The following is an 18,525-nucleotide window of genomic DNA, read 5'->3' on the forward strand; positions in this document are numbered from 1 at the left end:
CTACCAACTGAGCTATTCCCGCATCAAAAACGGTATATCACCTGACAATCTGCAAAATTGGAGCGGGAAACGAGATTCGAACTCGCGACCCCGACCTTGGCAAGGTCGTGCTCTACCAACTGAGCTATTCCCGCATATTTTGCAATTTGCCCACACCGGTTCAGATTTAAAATCTATCTCGGTATGGGGAGCGCATTATACGAAAAATTCATTTTCTGGCAAGCCCTCTGACGCTAAAAAATGAATTTTTTTATTCAACCGCCGATAAAAACGGCAAAATTACGATGAAATACGCAAAACAATAAACACCAGACGCTTACCGGACAAAAATCATACAGCCCGGAATTACCCTGCCGGACTTACAGCCGGATAAGCGTATCGCGGTAATAAGCAAGCTCAGCAATTGACTCGCGGATATCATCCAGCGCCTGATGGGTATTTTTCTTGGTAAAGCCATCCAGAACCTCAGGTTTCCAGCGGCGGGCCAGCTCTTTCAGCGTGCTGACATCCAGATAGCGATAATGAAAATACTGCTCCAGCAGCGGCATATAGCGGAATAAAAAGCGGCGATCCTGCCCTACACTGTTTCCGCAGATAGGCGAAACACCCTTTGGTATCCATTTTTCCAAAAATTCAATTGTTGCCTGCTCTGCCTGTGCATCTGAAAAATGACTGTCACGCACACGCTTAACCAATCCGCTTGCGTTATGAGTACGGACATTCCATTCATCCATTAAAGCTAACTGCTCATCAGACTGATGCACCGCCAGAACCGGTCCCTCTGCCAGAATATTCAGGTTGGCGTCCGTGACAATCGTGGCGATTTCAATAATCCGGTCGCGCTCCGGGTCAAGCCCGGTCATTTCCAGATCAATCCAGATAAGGTTTTGTTCACTAACAGCCATTTTATATCCTATAGTTTATCAATAGATCTGCGCCAACCGATTGAAGGATGACGCATAAAATTTATGGTGTATTATAGCGGTTTACCGGTCCCGCTGCGAGTCAGCACAAAGACCGTACCTTCATAATATAGTATTACAGACAGACGAGGTTTCGTTGGCTAAACAAAAACTTTCCAAAGGTCAGGAACGGCGTGTTCAGGCGAATCAGCAGCGGACACTGCGCCGGGAGCGGAAGCCTGAGCCAGATGACAGCCTGTTCGGTGACGCCCTGGAAGGGTTGGTTATCAGCCGGTTTGGTCAGCACGCCGATATTGAAGCGTCTGACGGCACGGTACAGCGCTGTAATATGCGCCGCACCATCAAATCCCTGGTGACCGGCGACCGGGTGCTTTGGCGCCCTGCTCTGAAAAATGCAGAAACCGGACGTGTAAACGGTATTGTTGAAGCCGTACATGATCGCCAATCTGTTCTGACCCGCCCCGATCTTTATGACGGTATTAAGCCTATTGCGGCGAATATTGATCAAATTGTCATTGTCTCCGCGATTTTACCGGAGCTGTCACTCAATATCATTGACCGTTACCTGGTTGCCTGCGAAAAAGTGGGGGTCGAGCCGCTTATCGTCCTGAATAAAATTGATCTTCTGGATGACGAAAGCCGCGTCCGCGTCAATAAATTAATGAACATCTATCGTAATATCGGATACCGGGTTCTGGAAGTCTCAGGTCACTCAGGTGAAGGGATGGATGCGCTTGTTGCCGAACTGGCAGACCGGATTTCTATTTTTGCCGGGCAGTCCGGTGTGGGTAAATCCAGCTTACTGAATAAGTTATTGCCGGAAATGGATGACATTCTGGTTAATGACGTTTCTGATAACTCAGGGCTGGGACAACACACCACAACCGCCTCACGGCTGTATCATTTCCCGCATGGCGGGGATGTGATTGATTCTCCGGGTGTGCGTGAGTTTGGTCTGTGGCACCTGACACCGGAACAGGTCACTCTCGGGTTTACCGAGTTTCGTGAATATCTGGGCCACTGTAAATTCCGCGACTGCAAACACGGGGATGACCCCGGCTGCGCCCTGCGGGATGCCGTGGAAAAGGGTAAAATCTGCAAAGAACGCTTTGAAAATTATCACCGGATCCTGGAAAGTATGGCTCAGGTTAAACCACGCCGTAACTTTACGGTCGGTGAAGACTGACAAGCGCAATAAGCACAGGTACAATAGCCCCCTTTTGTTCAGATTTCGCCGGAAAAACCGGCTGATAATAAACAATACCAGAGGTCGATGTGCTGGATACTCTTAAAATAAGATTGCAATATTTGTTGCCTAAACAGTGGCTTACTCAACTGGCGGGGCGTTTTGCCAATAAAAAACTTGGCTGGCTGACACAACTGGTTATCAAAGCATTCGCCAAAGCCTACAAAGTGGATATGAATGAAGCGAAAGAGAGCGCGTTTATCGCTTACAGCACCTTCAACGAATTTTTTATCCGCACGCTGAAAGAGGATGTCCGCCCGGTAGTAAAAGGCAGCGATACACTGGCACTGCCGGCTGACGGAACCATCAGCCAATTGGGGCTTATCCGCGACGACCAGATTTTGCAGGCGAAAAAGCACAATTATTCGCTGGAAGCACTTCTGGCGGGTAACTGGCAGTTAGCTTCACTGTTTCGTAACGGGCAGTTTGCAACCATTTACTTATCACCGCGTGACTACCACCGTGTCCACATGCCATGTGACGGACATCTGCGCGAAATGATTTATGTGCCGGGCGATCTGTTCTCCGTGAACCCGTTAACGGCTGCAAACGTACCAAATCTGTTTGCCCGTAACGAACGCCTGATTTGTGTGTTTGATACCGATTTCGGTCCGATGGTGCAAATTCTGGTCGGCGCAACCATTGTCGGCAGTATGGAAACTGTCTGGTGCGGCATGGTAACGCCGCCGCGTGAAGGTATTATCAAGCGCTGGACGTATCCTGCCAAAGACAGTGTCTGCGCGGTGAACCTGAAAAAAGGGGAAGAAATGGGGCGCTTTAAACTCGGCTCCACGGTAATCAACCTGTTTCCGGCTGATACCGTCACGCTGAACAGCGCACTGGCAAACGGGGTTTCAACCCGTATGGGTGAACTGATGGCAACCCGCATCAGCGCCGACAATGAAACACACGCGCCGGAAGAAACCGTCGCTGACTCACAACCGGACGCCACTGCGACCAACTGAGGACTCTCCCCTGTGCGCCTGATCATCTCATTTTTACTGGCGGTTTTTCTTCTTTCCCCGCTGACTGCGGTTTACGCGGCAACGGATATTGATGAACCTCAAATCCGCCGGGAATTAAAACGGATAGAAAGCAGTAAAGATCCGAAAGATATTGAGATGGCACAGGCGCTGCAGGCGACCCTTAACTGGCTGACTGACACTAAAGCCGCTGACGGCAGAGCGCAGGGCTACCAGGATACTATTGATAATTTTCCTAAGCTGGTCAGAGAGTTGCGTCAGCAACTGTTGGAAGAGAGTGATTCACCTGCCAAAGTTCTGACCACGCGCCCCATCACCGAACTTGAGCAGCAATCTATTCAGCTCAGCGGACAGTTACTGGAGCAGGGACGATTATTACAGCAGGAACAAGATAAAAACCGCGAAATCAGTGACTCGCTCACCCTTTTGCCTCAGCAGCAGTCAGAGGCCCGCCGCCAGTTAAATGAAGCCGCCAGCCGTCAGCAAAGTTTAAGTATACCGCTGACACCACTTGCAGAAGCGCAGGCAACACTCGCGCTGGCAGAAGTGCAGGCGCGTAAAGCCACCGTCAACGAACTCGAACTGGCACAGCTTTCGGCAAATAACCGCCAGGAACTGACCCGCATCCGTCTTGAATTACTGCGCAAGCGCTATCAACGCCTTGATCTTGAGCTTCAGCAACTGCGCGACGTCCTGAATGGCAAACGCCAGCAGAAAGCCGAACTCGCGCTTGAGCGCACTGAGATGCTCGCAGAACAGGCCGGGGATTTACCTCAATTTCTGATGTCGCAAATTGAAACCAACCGGACACTCTCGCAGGATCTGAATAATCAGGCTGCACACATGAGTGAGATTGGTGATATGCAGCGCCAGGCGGCTAATGATATCCAGAAAGCACGTCAGGTCCTCGGCACCATCCGGGAACAGGCACAATGGCTCAACGGGTCCACCGCTCTCGGGGAAGCACTGCGGGCGCAACTGAGCCGTCTGCCGGAAATGCCTAAGCAGCAGAAACTGGATAAAGACATTACAGACTTACGTGTCGAGCGCCTGAAATATGAAAATATGCTCGATGCGCTTTCTGCCGAAACTGAAGCAAATGCATCACTGACGGCCTCTTTCCCGCAAAACCAGGCTGAACTTTATCATCAGCTGATTCAGAGTCGCAAAGAGCTGCTCAGCTCCCTGCTCTCCGGCTACGACACCGAAATTCTTGAACTGACAAAACTCAAAGTCGCGACCAGCCAGCTCAGTGATGTCCTGGTTGAAGTGCGTGACGCGACCCACCGCTATCTGTTCTGGGTCGCGGATGCCACACCGGTTTACATTAATTATCCGATTGAAGTACTGCAAAGCCTGACCAAACTGCTCTCGCTGGATACCCTGGCGCAACTGGGCGGCGCATTCAAGACCATGTTTTCCTGGCAGAACAGAGAAATTGCGCTCTATATCATCAGCACACTGCTGCTGGCGTTTGTCGGTCTGAATTACCGCCGCCACTATCAGGCATTTTTAGATCGCACCAGCCAGCGTATCGGAAAAGTGACCCTCGACAGATTCTCTATCACACTGCGCACGCTGTTCTGGTCAGTACTGGTTTCACTGCCGCTGCCGGTGCTCTGGTCTGCTATCGGCTACGGATTACAAAATGCCTGGCAGTACCCGATAGCAAAAGCGATCGGTGACGGTGTAAGTGCGACCACCCCGGTTCTCTGGATTTTTATGTTCTGTGCCACTTTTGCCCGCCCGAACGGCTTATTTATCGCACAGTTCCGCTGGCCGGAAGTACGGGTCAAACGCGTCATGCGCTTCTATCAGCTCTCTATTTTTGTCATTGTGCCGCTGCTGATGGCAATGACAACATTTGAACATTTTAATGAACGCGAATTCGCACCAACTCTCGGCCGTCTCTGCTTCCTGCTGCTATGTGTGGCACTGTTTGTCATCACCAGCAGCCTGCGCCGGGCAGAAGTCCCGCTTTATCTGGATCGCCACGGCAGTGGCGATAACATCATCAGTAAAGGGATGTGGTGGCTGCTCCTGCTGGCGCCTGTTGTGGCAGCACTGGCGGCACTTCTGGGTTATCTTGCAACCTCACAGGCACTGCTCGGACGCCTGGAAACCTCTGTTGCAATCTGGTTTATGTTATTGGTTGTATACAATATTATCACCCGATGGATGTTGCTCCAGCGCCGTCGTATCGCCTTTGAGCGCGCCAAACAGCGCCGTGCGGAAATTCTGGCGCAGCGCGCCAAAAGTGATGATGACAGCAATGTAAACAGTAATGCCAACAGTGCCGAAGGTGTGATAGATATTGAAGAACAGGTGATTGACCTTGATACCATCAGTGCGCAGTCGGTCGGGTTAGTCCGTTCAATACTGACGATGATAGCGCTGGTCTCCTGTATTCTGCTGTGGTCAGAATTACATACCGCCTTCTCCTTCCTGGAAAATATCCGGCTGTGGGATGTCACCAGCAGTATTAATGGTGTGGATACTCTCCAGCCGATCACACTCGGATCAATCTTTGTCGCCATACTGGTGATTATTATCACCACCCAGTTAGTCCGCAACCTGCCGGCACTTCTGGAACTGGCTCTGTTACAGCATCTGGATCTGACACCCGGCACCGGTTATGCTATTACCACGCTGACCAAATACACCATCACCCTGATCGGCGGAATTGTCGGCTTCTCCCTGATCGGGATCGAATGGTCGAAAATGCAGTGGTTTGTGACGGCAATGGGGGTCGGGCTGGGCTTCGGGTTACAGGAGATCTTCGCAAACATCGTGTCCGGTCTGATGATCCTGTTTGAAAAACCGATCCGTATCGGCGATACCGTCACTATCCGTGACCTGACCGGCAGTATCACGCGGATCAACACCCGCGCGACCACCCTGACCGACTGGGATCGCAAAGAGATAATCGTGCCGAACAAGGCCTTTATCACCGAGCAGTTTATCAACTGGTCGCTCTCTGACACTGTTACCCGTATTGTACTGACCATTCCGGTGCCTGCTGAAGCGAATCCGGAACAGGTAACTGTTCTGCTTCTGGTAGCGGCTCAGGACTCACCAATGATCCTCGACACCCCAAGCCCTGAAGCCTATCTGGTTGATTTGCAACAGGGAATTCAAATCTTTGAACTGCGGGCCTATGCCGCAGAAATGGGGCACCGCTTACCGGCGCGTCATGAGATCCATCAGAGCATTCTGCGTAGCTTCGCTGAAAATAATATTATTCTGCCATTCCCGCCATTTGAAGCACGCGTGGATATGGTTGGCAATATTCTGCGCAGCGGCACCAAAAATCTCTCCGGCCGTAATCCGATGAGAAAATCCGGTGGGTTGTAATTTAACAAAGAAAGCCGGTGATTACCGGCTTCTCTCTCTTATAAATAATGATCCACACCACCATGATGAGAGCAGGTACCGCGCCCTGTCGATGTTGAATAAGAGCCGTCTCTGCATACTGCCTTTATATTAGGGTCATCCGGGTCGTTTGTAATATACGCAAGCGAATTAAATGAAAAAAAACTAAACATATAAAAAAATAGTATTTTTTTTCATCTGATATTTCCTGACTGCCATACATTAATAATACCGAATCACTCTTTCTCATATTATTATTTATTATCAGGTCAGCCGTTATCTGCTGCTGACCTGTTTACTCAATGTACCTGAGTATTTTGTCAAATCGTACAACCATTATCACAAATAACGGAATATACTGACCAAACAGAGAAGATTACGGATATTCCTGATTCAGCTTATCCAGCGCCATACCAATTTGTTGCTGCATCTGAAATGACTGTGCGCTTAATTGCTTAAACTCATCGCCGGGTTTTGTGAGATCGAAATCAGGTTTTCCGATAGCATCATACATTCTTTTTGCCAGCATAATATTGCTGATCATCTGTGTGCGGATTTCCTGTACTTCTCCGCTTTTGAAAGTCAGTCCCATAATTTCACCTTCAATGGCAGACTGATGTTCAAAATTTTTAAGTAATATCTCTTTTACTTTTTCCGGATCATTTTTCACCTTGTTTATCTCAGCTAATAAACGACTGTTCTCACTGTTTGATTTATTAATTACCGGATTTAATAATGACAAATCTGCCTTAATATCTTCAGTATTAGCAGAAGATAGCTTTCCCGGTTTTATCTGCCAGTTTCCGCTCTGTACTGAAGTTGAAACAGATGCGGTATCTTTAGGTTTAGCGTCTTCATTATCACAACCGGCAAGCAGCAGTAACATAATGCCTGACACTGCGAATACAATATTGCGTTTTTTATACATATACAGCCCTGATTATTTATTGTTAATTAAGATTCATATATACCCAACGTCATTCAATATGCAGGCAGACGGCTATCCTCGTTCCGCCAACGAACCTGCCGTTTGAATGAATAAGGGTATAGTTATGATAATTCACTCTATCCGTTATGTACTCTGAATAAGTCAGCGGGTATGCACTGCTTTGGTATTGAAAGCAGACCGTATTTTAATGATTGCGCTTATATACCAGAATGCGTTACCAGATACTATAGGAATAAATAACGGTCTCTTTTTTTCTGTGAAGTGAATATCCGGGAAGACAGACTAAGTATATTCATCTGAAAATAGACAACTTATCCATAACATTCGATATAATCACTATATCTAATAGTCATTATCATTTACAGTGTGATAATCCACTCAAAATAACGGGGCTTCCCGTATAAACACCAGCATTACTCAAAAAACTAACTTTTTATTTTTACCTTATAAAATAAACTCTTACCTTAAATTCATAAACTAATAATACCTCTGGTTTTTATTTTCTGTGCTAAATAGCGTTTTTCCCGATGCATTGCCCTTAAAAGAGAATTTTTTTCTAAATAACCCCACCTTCAGGCACCCGGAAAGCATTATTTTTTCTCTTATATATCCACTATGATAGTAGGTATAACAAAAAGCCTGCTGATAACAAAAAAGTTATTAAATATACCCTTATTCATTCAAACCGCAGGTTCGTTGGCTACGCTCAGCCCGCCGGGTTACATAGTTTATCTATGCTCCCCGGTGGGCTGAACTTGCCGCCTGCCTGCATCCTGAATGACGTTGGGTATAATAAGTTGTTTAAATCGCATTTATTTTAAAAAAACATTGTTTACGATTTAAATATTGAGGGTGTTACTTATGGCGATAATATTGACTAATTCCGCACCTGTAAGTGCCGGAATGACGGATGAACAATGGCAGGCAGCAATTAAATTTGATGGCACCGATGCTGGTTGGGTAATAATGAGTATTGGTATGGCTATCGGCGCAGGAATTGTATTTTTACCGGTTCAGGTTGGTTTGATGGGATTATGGGTTTTCCTGCTCTCTTCTGTTATTGGTTATCCGGCGATGTACCTGTTCCAGCGTTTATTTATTAATACACTGGCGGAATCGCCTGAGTGCAAAGACTACCCGAGTGTTATTACCGGTTATCTGGGTAAGAATTGGGGCATTTTATTAGGTGCGCTGTACTTCATCATGCTGGTTATCTGGATGTTTGTTTATTCCACTGCCATAACGAATGACAGTGCATCGTATTTTCAGACATTTGGTGTCACTGAGGGATTACTGTCTGACAGCCCGTGGTATGGATTGGTACTGATTTGTATTTTAGTCGCAATATCCTCCCGTGGTGAAAAATTATTATTTAAACTCTCCAGTTTTATGGTTCTGACAAAGCTCTTTGTTGTCGCCGCACTCGGTATTTCAATGATCGGAATGTGGCACCTGTATAACATTGGTGCATTACCACCTACAGGACGATTAATTAAAGAAGCGATTATTACACTGCCGTTCACACTCACTTCTATCCTGTTTATTCAGACACTCAGTCCGATGGTGATTTCATTTCGCAGCCAGAACGTTAACCGCGACGTTGCGCGTTATAAAGCACTGCGGGCAATGAACATCGCCTTCGCTATTCTGTTCTGTACCGTCTTTTTCTATGCGGTGTCATTTACTCTGGCAATGGGCCATGAAGAAGCGGTTAAAGCCTACGAGCAAAATATTTCTGCACTGGCGATTGCGGCTAAATTTTTTCCCGGCGGCTGGGTAACTGTCGTGAGTGTTGTGCTGAATATCTTCGCCGTAATGACCGCATTCTTCGGGGTTTACCTTGGCTTTCGTGAAGCGACACAAGGTATTGTGATGAATATTCTGCAACGTATGATGCCGGCTGATCGTATCAATAAAAATTGGGTAAAAAACGGTATTATGTTATTTGCAGTACTGCTGGCATGGGGAGCTATTATTCTCAATGCACCGGTATTGCGATTTACCTCAATATGCAGCCCGATTTTCGGAATGGTCGGTTGCCTTATTCCTGCGTATTTAGTCTATAAAGTCCCGATGCTGCATAAATATAAAGGTGCATCGCTTTACCTGATTATCTTTACCGGTATTCTGTTATGTATCTCACCTTTCCTGGCATTCTCCTGATAACACGATTTAATTATCACAAACAATAAAAAACCGCTGAGGCATATTATGCATCAGCGGTTTTATTTTTATACCCTTATTCATTCACGCTGCAGGTTCGTTGGCTGCATCTTGAATGACGTTGGGTATAGATAAATTATGACTGCGGATATAAACGACGCAAGTAATGTGCGACCGCATCATCAGCATTTGAGCCGATAACTTCCATCTCCGGCAGAATATCTTTCAGGCGCTGATGCGCCCCTGCCATAATGCAGCCCTTTCCTGCCATTTCCAGCATTTCCCGGTCATTCATACCGTCACCGAATGCAATACAGTCATCCAGTTTTTTGCCCAGAGATTCCGCCACCTGCTGAAGTGCTTCTCCTTTGGATACGCCACCCGCCATCACTTCCAGGCAACTGCGCAAAGAAAAACTGACATTCACCCGGTTGCCGAAACGCACACGGATTCTGGCTTCCAGCGCCACGAGTTTTTCATGGTCATCACAGGTAAAATAGACTTTACAGACCTGATCGACCGGGAAATCATGCCGGTCGAATAATTCGTACATAAATACGGATTCCTGAAAAAACTCTTTCTGTTCAGGGCTTTCGCGGTTAATAAACCAGTTATCACCACGATAGTAGTTTGTCAGAAGATCCGGATTATCAAACTCCATCAGGCACAGCTCGCGCACCACATCAGGGTCCACATCATGACTGAAAACCAGCTCGCCTTTCGTGTTATGAACACGCGCGCCGTTGGAGGTTATCATAAAGGCATCAATGCCCAGAGAATCACGGATCTGCGCCACATCAATATGATGGCGGCCTGTGGCAAAAATAAAATTAATGCCGCTGTTGATAGTCAGGAGACGAAGCGTTTCCTTTGTGTAAGGGGTTAAACTGTGTGCAGGTGATAACAATGTTCCGTCTAAATCCGAAGCAACTACATGATACATATTCAAGATTTCCTGGATTGGGTTAGTGTCGCTCAAAAAATTGGCAAATTGCATTGAGTGCAACTGCACGCAATGCATCCTCTTCAAACAGGATTTCGTGATATGCGCCCTCAAAAGTCAGGGGCAATTGTTCTTCTTCTTTTCCTGTCCGGGCTTTCCGGCGATTTTCGCAGAAAGCCAACAGCTCCCGATTGTCGACCACTTTATCTTCTGATGCCATCAGCACCATCAGCGGAGTGGTAATCTCTCCCGCCCGCGCAATTATCTGCTGTCCGACATCAATGCTCTCACGTAGCCAGTGATACGTGGGTCCGCCGAGACGCAAAGCCGGATAGTCAGCATAACAACGCAGGTAACGCCGGTATCGCGGGTAACTATGAGTCAGCACGTTGATTAAAAACGGCAACGGCTGCCACCTCCCGGTTGATACCGCATACTCATTGCGCTCCGAAGGCCGGTTGTCGGCCCGGTTCACAATCATATTTGCCAGCCACATCGGCATCGGTAATTTAATGCCGAACATCGGGGCACATAATACGGCGGCACGGAATGTATCCGGCTCGCGTAACAGATATCCGCTCAATATTGCACTGCCCATCGAGTGCGCCAGTGCATAACGGCGGGTATAGGCTTTTGTTGCCAGAGCGGTATTGGTAAAGGCTGAGAAATCATCAATATAGTCGGTGAAACGCTCTACATGACCTTTCTGAGGTTCATCCAGCATCCGGCCGGACAGTCCCTGCCCGCGATGATCCATAATGAAGACATCAAAGCCCTGATGAAAAAAATCGTATAATACTTCCGGATATTTAACGTAGCTTTCGCCCCGGCCGGAGCTGATAATCAGAACTTTAGTGTGTGCGGGGCGGGTAAACTGCACATAGCGGATAGTGATATCGTCCGCGCCCTGAAAAGTACGCTCATCCCGCTGGTTCCAGAAGTCGAGTAACGGGCCGTTCACAAAGGCTGAGTATTGTGCCTCGCGTTCCAGCCAGCCTGCTTTCAGGCTATCCGGTGACAGCATAGAGTACTCCTTTAGTCATCGGTTCCGGTAAGGTGCTCCCGGATCAGGGCCATAAACGCATTGCCGAATCGTTCCAGTTTCCGCTCTCCGACACCATTTATCAAGAGTAAATCATGTGCTTTGACAGGGCACTGCTCCGCCATCTCAATTAACGTGGCATCATTGAAGACCACAAACGGCGGAATATTATCTTCATCCGCAATGGATTTACGCAGCTTACGCAGTTTGGCAAACAGTTTTTTATCATAATTACCCCCGTAAGTGCGCGCTGTCTGGCGGGGTTTTACATTCTGAATCCGCGGAACCGCCAGTTGCAGCGGCAATTCACCCCGCAGAACCGGACGGGCAGATTCAGTTAATTGTAATGCAGAATAATTAGCAATGTTTTGCGTTATCAGCCCTAAATGTATCATCTGGCGCAGAACACTGACCCAGTGTTCCTGGCTTTTGTCTTTGCCTATTCCGTAAACAGAAAGCTTATCGTGCCCGTACTCACGGATCCGCTGATTATTCGAGCCGCGCAATACATCCACAATATATCCCAGCCCGAAGCGCTGCCCGGCACGGTAAATGCAGGAAAGCGCCTGCTGTGCTTCAAGTAATCCGTCAAACTGTTTTGGCGGATCAAGGCAGATATCACAGTTACCGCAAGCCGTCTGGCGGTTTTCACCGAAATAATTCAGCAGCACCAGGCGGCGGCAGGTTTGTGCTTGTGCAAACGCGCCCATCGCATTCAGCTTATGCTGTTCGATATCTTTTTGCGCACCTGCCGGTTTTTCATCCAGGCAGCGGCGCAGCCATGCCATGTCGGCAGGATCATAAAACAGAACCGCTTCGGCGCTGACGCCGTCACGCCCGGCACGACCGGTTTCCTGATAATAGGATTCAATATTGCGCGGGATATCAAAGTGCACCACAAACCGGACGTTGGATTTATTAATTCCCATGCCGAACGCGACGGTCGCAACGACAACCTGTAAGTTGTCTTTAAGAAATGCATCCTGAACCGATTCGCGCTGTGAATTTTCCAGCCCGGCATGATACGCCGCGACACTCAGCCCGCGTTTTTGCAGGCGAGCAGCAACATCTTCGACTTTATTGCGGCTGTTGCAGTAAATAATGCCGCACTGGCCTTTCTGACCCCGGACAAACATCCAGAGCTGATCAAAGGGTTTGTATTTTTCCACCAGCGTGTAACGGATATTCGGACGGTCAAAACTGCTGATGTGGATAAGCGGGTCATTGAGCCGCAGACGCGCGCTGATATCCGTGCGCGTGGTGTCATCCGCCGTGGCAGTCAGTGCAATGATCGGTAAATCAGGCAGATACTGGCGAAGTTCGCCAATCGCACTGTATTCAGGGCGGAAATCATGCCCCCATTGTGAGATACAGTGGGCTTCATCCACCGCCAGAAGTGATGGCTGCCAGCGCTGTAACTGCTGAAGAAAACTGCCCATCCGCAGGCGTTCCGGTGCCACATAAAGCATCCGGATACGGTTGCTCTGACAGCCTTCGATGACCTGTTGCTGCTGCTGTGGTGTCTGCGCTGAGTTCAGATATCCGGCTTCCACGCCGAGCAGGCGCAGTTGATCGACCTGATCTTTCATCAGGGAGATAAGAGGCGAAATGACTACTGTCAGCCCCGGCAACATCAGTGCAGGTATCTGATAACAGAGTGATTTACCTCCGCCCGTCGGCATGACAACCAGGCAGTCCCGTCCGGCGGTAATGGTCGCGATAATATCGGACTGACCGGCACGAAATTGCTGATAACCAAAGACCTGGCGCAGGATAGCGTCAGCGTCGGGCAGGGTGTTGATAACTTCAGCGGTAGACACGCAGCTCCTCAGGTGAAGTAGAAATCCGGGCAGTGCGTTCTGCCGGTGAAAAGATGTTCCTATGCTAGCTCAGATCGACATCAGTTAACAGAGTATCCGCACATCACCGAACAGATATTCGATCTGCGCCTAATCTTTTTTATGCGTCCCTGCTGGTGTATTTTTGTGATGCACGTTAAACTTTCACATCTTTTTAACGTCTCTTTGACCGGCGAAATATTCGGCAGACGATCACGATTTACGTATAATTAATTAGTCACGTGATTAATTAAATGATAACAAACTAATTTCAATGCCAATGTAGTCACCCCGACGCGGTGCTTTCTCTCTTTTTTATTCAGACTTGGACTATCATGAGCCAGCAACAGACAGTAAAAGGCGTCCTTTGTGCTCTCGGCGCTTACTTTATCTGGGGAATAGCCCCGGTTTATTTCAAAATGATCAAAGAAGTCCCCGCAGATGAAATCCTGACACACCGGGTCATCTGGTCATTCTTTTTTATGATCCTGCTTATCACTGTGTCGCGCCAGTGGCCACGCATCCGCCTGATTTTGCGTCAGCCGAAAAAGCTGCTGATCCTCGCGGTTACCGCCTGTACCATTGCGTCGAACTGGCTGATTTATATCTGGGCGGTGAACCATGATCATATGCTGGAAGCCAGCCTGGGATACTTTATTAATCCGCTGGTAAACGTGCTGTTCGGGATGCTTTTCCTGGGTGAACGCTTCCGCCGTCTGCAATGGTTTGCGGTTTCTCTCGCCTGCACCGGCGTGCTTATCCAGCTCTGGCAGTTCGGAACAGTGCCGGTCATCGGGCTGAGCCTGGCAATGACATTCGGCGTATATGGCTTACTGCGTAAAAAACTGGGCGTGGATGCACAAGGCGGTATGCTGATTGAAACCCTGTGGCTGCTGCCGGTTGCCTGTGTTTATCTGCTTTTCTTCGCCGACAGTGCCACCAGCAATATGACACTCAATCCGCTGACACTGAATCTGCTGCTGATTGCTGCCGGTATTATCACCACTGTACCACTGCTGCTGTTTACAGAAGCAGCTAATCATCTGCGCCTCTCTACGCTGGGCTTTTTCCAGTATATCGGACCGACACTGATGTTTGTTCTGGCGACAATGGTGTACGGTGAGGCGATTTCAACGGAACGGTTAATCACATTTGCCTTTATCTGGGCGGGTCTGATTGTCTTCACACTGGATGCACTCTATACCCAGCGCTACCGCTACAGAAAAGCGTAATTTATCATGCCGCACTGATACTTGTGATTAGTGCGGCAGTCGGTGAAAAACGAAGGGAGGCAAACTCATGGAATGGATACATAATCATCTGGCGATATTGCACAGCCATCCTGTCTGGCTGTTATTAATCCTGTTTTTTATCGCGCTGAGTAAATCGACCATCATTCTGTCGTCAGTATTGCCACCCGCGTCCGTGATGCTGATGACGGTCGTCACCCTGGCATTTCCCGTGGTTCCGGTTGTGATTATCTGGCTGGTCATCACCCTGGGGGCTACCGGCGGCTCACTGCTTTCATACTATCTCGGCAGAATTATTGTCACCCGTAACTATTTTCCCGGGCTGATGGCAAAATATCATGTCGCGCTCGGGAAAGCACAAAACCGATTACAAAACAGCGGATTGGTTATTTTATTTACATCGCGGTTTATTGCCGTACTGCGCTATCTGATCCCGATGGCAGCAGGGTTACTGCGCTTTTCCCACACCAGGGTGCTGCTTACCTGCCTGCTCTCCGCCGGGGTCTGGACTGCCCTTTATATGCTGATTGCCAAGGGCATATCATTTACCTTTTTCTGATACCGTTTTCTGACGTCTGCTTACAGCCAGTTCTTACGTTTGAAATAGAGATACGGTGCAAGTGCCGCCACAAACATAATTCCGATAGCCGCCGGATAGCCCATCGCCCAGTCCAGTTCAGGCATAAACCTAAAGTTCATCCCGTAGCTGGAGGCAACCAGCGTTGGTGGCAGGAAGACCACAGATACCACGGAGAAGATTTTGATGATGCGGCTTTGCTCAATATTCATAAAGCCCATCGCCGCCTGCATCAGGAAGTTAACCTTCTGAAAGAGCGATTCGTTATGCGGCAGCAGGGATTCAATATCGCGCAGGATCTCGCGTGCCTGCTCCAGCTGATTAACCGGCAGGCGTGTGCGGCGGACTAAAAAGTTCAGTGCGCGCTGTGTATCCATCAGACACAAACGCACTTTCCAGCCGATATCTTCCTGCACCGCCAGATTAGACAGCGCCTTATCAAACGCATCATCCTGCTTGCCTTTCATAATGGCGCGGCTGAGGGATTCCAGTTCACTGTAGATATTTTCAATCACATCTGCGAGCTGTTCAATTTTGGTTTCAAACAAATCCAGCAGAATTTCGTATCCGTTGCCGTCCAGCATGGTCTGCTTGCGGGCGCGCATGCGGTAAAGACGAAACGCGGGCAGCTCACGTTCGCGCAGGGTATATAAACGCCCGTCGCGCAGCGTAAACGCCACGGTTGAGTTTCCGGCGTGATCGTCCGCATCCTCGTAATAGAAAAAGGAGTGAACATGCAGACCGTCATCATCTTCAAAGAAACGGGCGGATGCTTCGATATCATCCAGCTCCGGGCTGGTCGCCAGCTCCTGGTTTAACTGTGCCTGGATAAAGGCACGTTCGCTCTCTTCCGGTTCGGAAACATCCACCCACAGCGCATCAGCAAGGGTATCACCCTCTTCTAAATCAAGACGGTGTAAACGCTTATTATCAACTCTAAATGCGCTCAGCATAGTGTGTGGCCTCCGGGAGCGTCGGGAAAAGAAAAAGTGTGCGCATGGTATGCGCAGATGAAAAAGGGTGTCAACCGCTTATTCGCGAATTGACACCGCTTCTCTGCCGGTGATCAGGGTTTTACGAGTTTTGCATAGGAGGCAACCAGCCATTTGATCCCCTCGCCCTGAAACGCAATCTGCAGGCGGCAGTGCTCGCCGCTGCCTTCCATATTGATGATGGTGCCTTCGCCAAATTTATCATGGCGGACACGCTGCCCGAGGGTATAACCGCTGTCATTGGCGGTGATCGGCGTGCCGAGCCGCTGATGATTCACAGGGCGGGAAACCGTGGCACGCAGGCGCACCTCTTCCACACATTCCGGCGGCAGTTCACCGATAAACCGTGACGGGCGGTGATACACTTCTTTGCCGTACAGACGACGGGTTTCTGCATACGTCAGGGTTAATTTCTGCATGGCACGGGTCACGCCGACATACGCGAGACGCCGCTCTTCTTCCAGGCGTCCGCTCTCCTCCATCGACATCATACCCGGGAACATGCCCTCTTCGACACCGACGATAAAGACCTGCGGGAACTCAAGCCCTTTTGCCGAGTGCAGCGTCATCAGCTGAACCGCGTCCTGATAAGCATCTGCCTGGCTTTCGCCGGACTCCAGCGCCGCATGAGATAAGAATGCCTGAAGCGGCGTAAGCCCTTCATCCGCATCCTGATAACTGAACTGATTTGTTGCCGTCACCAGCTCTTCTAAGTTTTCGATACGTGCCTGGGCTTTTTCGCCTTTTTCCTGCTCATAATGCGCGCGCAGACCGGAATCGCGGATCACACGGTCAGCCTGTACATGCAGCGGCAGTCCGTCCGTTTCCTGTGCCAGCAGGTTAATCAGCTCAATAAAACGCCCCAGTGCAGATGCCGCACGACCTGCCAGCGCCCGCTCTTCCAGCAGAGCACCACAACTGTCCCAGAGAGTAAGCTGTCGATCACGGGCGGTCTGGCGCACCACATCCAGTGTGCGGTCGCCGATACCACGGGTCGGCGTATTCACCACGCGCTCAAAAGCCGCATCATCATGGCGGTTGGACATCAGGCGCAGATACGCAAGGGCATCTTTGATTTCCTGGCGTTCAAAGAAGCGCTGACCGCCGTATATGCGGTACGGCATTGCCGCCTGTAACAGTGCCTCTTCCTGCTGACGGGACTGGGCGTTGCTGCGGTATAAAATCGCGCAATCTGCCAGTGCTCCGCCGTTTTCATGCCACTGTTTGATCCGACTCACCACATAACGGGCTTCATCGAGATCATTAAATGCACAGTAAAGCGAAATCAGCTCGCCATCTTCGCCATCCGTCCAAAGATTTTTCCCCAGCCTGTCACTATTGTGAGAAATCAGAGCGTTAGCCGCTTTCAGGATATTATTGGTGGAGCGGTAATTCTGCTCCAGGCGGATAGTGGTTGCCCCGGGGAAATCTTTCAGGAAGTGCTGAATGTTTTCAACCTGCGCCCCGCGCCAGCCATAGATTGACTGATCATCATCCCCGACAATCATCACTTTGCCGGTATCGCCCGCCAGCATTCTTATCCAGGCGTACTGAATACTGTTGGTGTCCTGGAACTCATCCACCAGAATATTAGTAAAACGGTTGCGGTAGTGCTGCAAAATAGCCGGTTTATTCAGCCACAATTCGTGGGCGCGCAGCAGTAATTCGGCAAAATCCACCAGCCCGGCACGATCACAGGCTTCCTGATAAGCCTGATAAACCTTCAGCCAGGTGGCTTCAATTGGATTACCATAACTTTCAATATGTTGCGGGCGCAGACCTTCGTCTTTTTTCCCGTTGATGTACCAGGAGCCTTGTTTGGCAGGCCACTGTTTTTCATCAAGATTCATGGCTTTTATCAGGCGGCGGATCAGACGGATCTGGTCGTCGCTGTCGAGGATCTGAAAATCCTGCGGCAGCCCGGCGTCAAGATGGTGCGCCCGTAACAAACGGTGCGCCAGGCCGTGGAACGTACCAATCCACATGCCGCCTTCACTGGTACCGACCAGCCCTTCAACACGGTGGCGCATCTCTGCTGCCGCCTTGTTGGTAAATGTGACCGATATAATGGAAAAAGGAGACGCATTCTCCACCGCCATCAGCCAGGCGATACGGTGAACCAGTACCCGGGTTTTTCCGGACCCGGCCCCCGCCAGAATCAGCATGTTTGAGCGGGGAGCTGCCACCGCATCACGCTGTTTATCATTCAGGCCTTCAAGCAGATAAGAGACGTCCATAATTTCCATC

General features: G+C 49.3%; 14 protein-coding genes and 1 tRNA gene. 6 read left to right on the forward strand and 9 right to left on the reverse strand.

All coding sequences use genetic code 11. From position 1 onward, the window contains the following. Window positions 1–58: 58 nt before the first annotated feature. Window positions 59–134, reverse strand: a tRNA-Gly gene (locus tag AYY16_RS09055). Between the two features lie 225 nt (window positions 135–359). Further along, window positions 360–905 carry an oligoribonuclease gene (gene orn, locus AYY16_RS09060; RefSeq protein ID WP_067365319.1) on the reverse strand — a complete coding sequence of 182 codons (546 nt, stop codon included), beginning with the start codon at window positions 903–905 and terminating at the stop codon, window positions 360–362. A gap of 154 nt (window positions 906–1,059) precedes the next feature. Here orn and rsgA point away from each other — a divergent pair, with 154 nt between their 5' ends. The 3 genes from rsgA (at window position 1,060) to mscM (ending at window position 6,506) form a co-directional block, all read left to right on the forward strand. Continuing rightward, window positions 1,060–2,109, forward strand: a complete 1,050-nt coding sequence (gene rsgA, locus AYY16_RS09065) for a small ribosomal subunit biogenesis GTPase RsgA (RefSeq protein ID WP_067365322.1) — start codon at window positions 1,060–1,062, stop codon at window positions 2,107–2,109. A gap of 92 nt (window positions 2,110–2,201) precedes the next feature. Continuing rightward, the gene (gene asd / locus AYY16_RS09070; protein ID WP_082970674.1) at window positions 2,202–3,134 is read left to right on the forward strand and encodes an archaetidylserine decarboxylase; all 933 of its coding nucleotides are present in this window, start codon (window positions 2,202–2,204) and stop codon (window positions 3,132–3,134) included. A 12-nt stretch (window positions 3,135–3,146) separates the two neighbouring features. After that, a complete protein-coding gene (gene mscM, locus AYY16_RS09075; RefSeq protein WP_067365328.1) occupies window positions 3,147–6,506 on the forward strand; it encodes a miniconductance mechanosensitive channel MscM in 3,360 nt (1,119 codons plus the stop codon). A gap of 38 nt (window positions 6,507–6,544) precedes the next feature. On the opposite strand, the gene AYY16_RS19700 is transcribed toward mscM, so the two are convergent. Together AYY16_RS19700 and AYY16_RS09080 are read right to left on the reverse strand one after the other, a co-directional pair. Continuing rightward, window positions 6,545–6,697, reverse strand: coding sequence for a DUF3761 domain-containing protein (locus AYY16_RS19700; protein ID WP_082970669.1), 153 nt, complete (start codon window positions 6,695–6,697; stop codon window positions 6,545–6,547). 203 nt (window positions 6,698–6,900) lie between these two features. Continuing rightward, complete coding sequence (locus AYY16_RS09080; RefSeq protein ID WP_067365331.1) at window positions 6,901–7,452, reverse strand: hypothetical protein; 552 nt, start codon at window positions 7,450–7,452, stop codon at window positions 6,901–6,903. A gap of 882 nt (window positions 7,453–8,334) precedes the next feature. On the opposite strand from AYY16_RS09080, the gene AYY16_RS09085 reads away from it, so the two are divergent. Further along, window positions 8,335–9,636, forward strand: coding sequence for an SLC5/6 family protein (locus tag AYY16_RS09085; protein ID WP_067365334.1), 1,302 nt, complete (start codon window positions 8,335–8,337; stop codon window positions 9,634–9,636). 136 nt (window positions 9,637–9,772) lie between these two features. Here the strand turns inward: AYY16_RS09085 and yigL are convergent, their stop codons facing one another. The 3 genes from yigL to recQ are packed head-to-tail and all read right to left on the reverse strand — an operon-like array spanning window position 9,773 to window position 13,441. Beyond that, the gene (yigL, locus tag AYY16_RS09090; protein WP_067365337.1) at window positions 9,773–10,579 is read right to left on the reverse strand and encodes a sugar/pyridoxal phosphate phosphatase YigL; all 807 of its coding nucleotides are present in this window, start codon (window positions 10,577–10,579) and stop codon (window positions 9,773–9,775) included. 22 nt (window positions 10,580–10,601) lie between these two features. Further along, a complete protein-coding gene (pldB, locus tag AYY16_RS09095) occupies window positions 10,602–11,603 on the reverse strand; it encodes a lysophospholipase L2 (protein ID WP_082970670.1) in 1,002 nt (333 codons plus the stop codon). Window positions 11,604–11,614: 11 nt separating this feature from the next. After that, complete coding sequence (gene recQ / locus AYY16_RS09100; RefSeq protein ID WP_067365340.1) at window positions 11,615–13,441, reverse strand: ATP-dependent DNA helicase RecQ; 1,827 nt, start codon at window positions 13,439–13,441, stop codon at window positions 11,615–11,617. 353 nt (window positions 13,442–13,794) lie between these two features. Between recQ and rarD the strand changes: the two genes are divergently transcribed. Then, on the forward strand, window positions 13,795–14,691 hold the full coding sequence (gene rarD, locus AYY16_RS09105; RefSeq protein ID WP_067365343.1) for an EamA family transporter RarD: 897 nt from the start codon (window positions 13,795–13,797) through the stop codon (window positions 14,689–14,691). 67 nt (window positions 14,692–14,758) lie between these two features. Beyond that, window positions 14,759–15,268: a DedA family protein gene (locus AYY16_RS09110; protein WP_067365346.1), complete on the forward strand. Its 510-nt coding sequence runs from the start codon at window positions 14,759–14,761 to the stop codon at window positions 15,266–15,268. A gap of 20 nt (window positions 15,269–15,288) precedes the next feature. Here the strand turns inward: AYY16_RS09110 and corA are convergent, their stop codons facing one another. Both corA and uvrD read right to left on the reverse strand, forming a co-directional pair. Then, on the reverse strand, window positions 15,289–16,239 hold the full coding sequence (gene corA / locus AYY16_RS09115; RefSeq protein ID WP_067365349.1) for a magnesium/cobalt transporter CorA: 951 nt from the start codon (window positions 16,237–16,239) through the stop codon (window positions 15,289–15,291). A 113-nt stretch (window positions 16,240–16,352) separates the two neighbouring features. Next, entirely contained in the window at window positions 16,353–18,515 is a 2,163-nt protein-coding gene (uvrD, locus tag AYY16_RS09120; protein ID WP_455565431.1) for a DNA helicase II, read from the reverse strand. Window positions 18,516–18,525: the final 10 nt, after the last annotated feature.

Origin of the sequence: Morganella psychrotolerans (assembly GCF_001676155.1) — a bacterium.
GTDB lineage: Bacteria > Pseudomonadota > Gammaproteobacteria > Enterobacterales > Enterobacteriaceae > Morganella > Morganella psychrotolerans.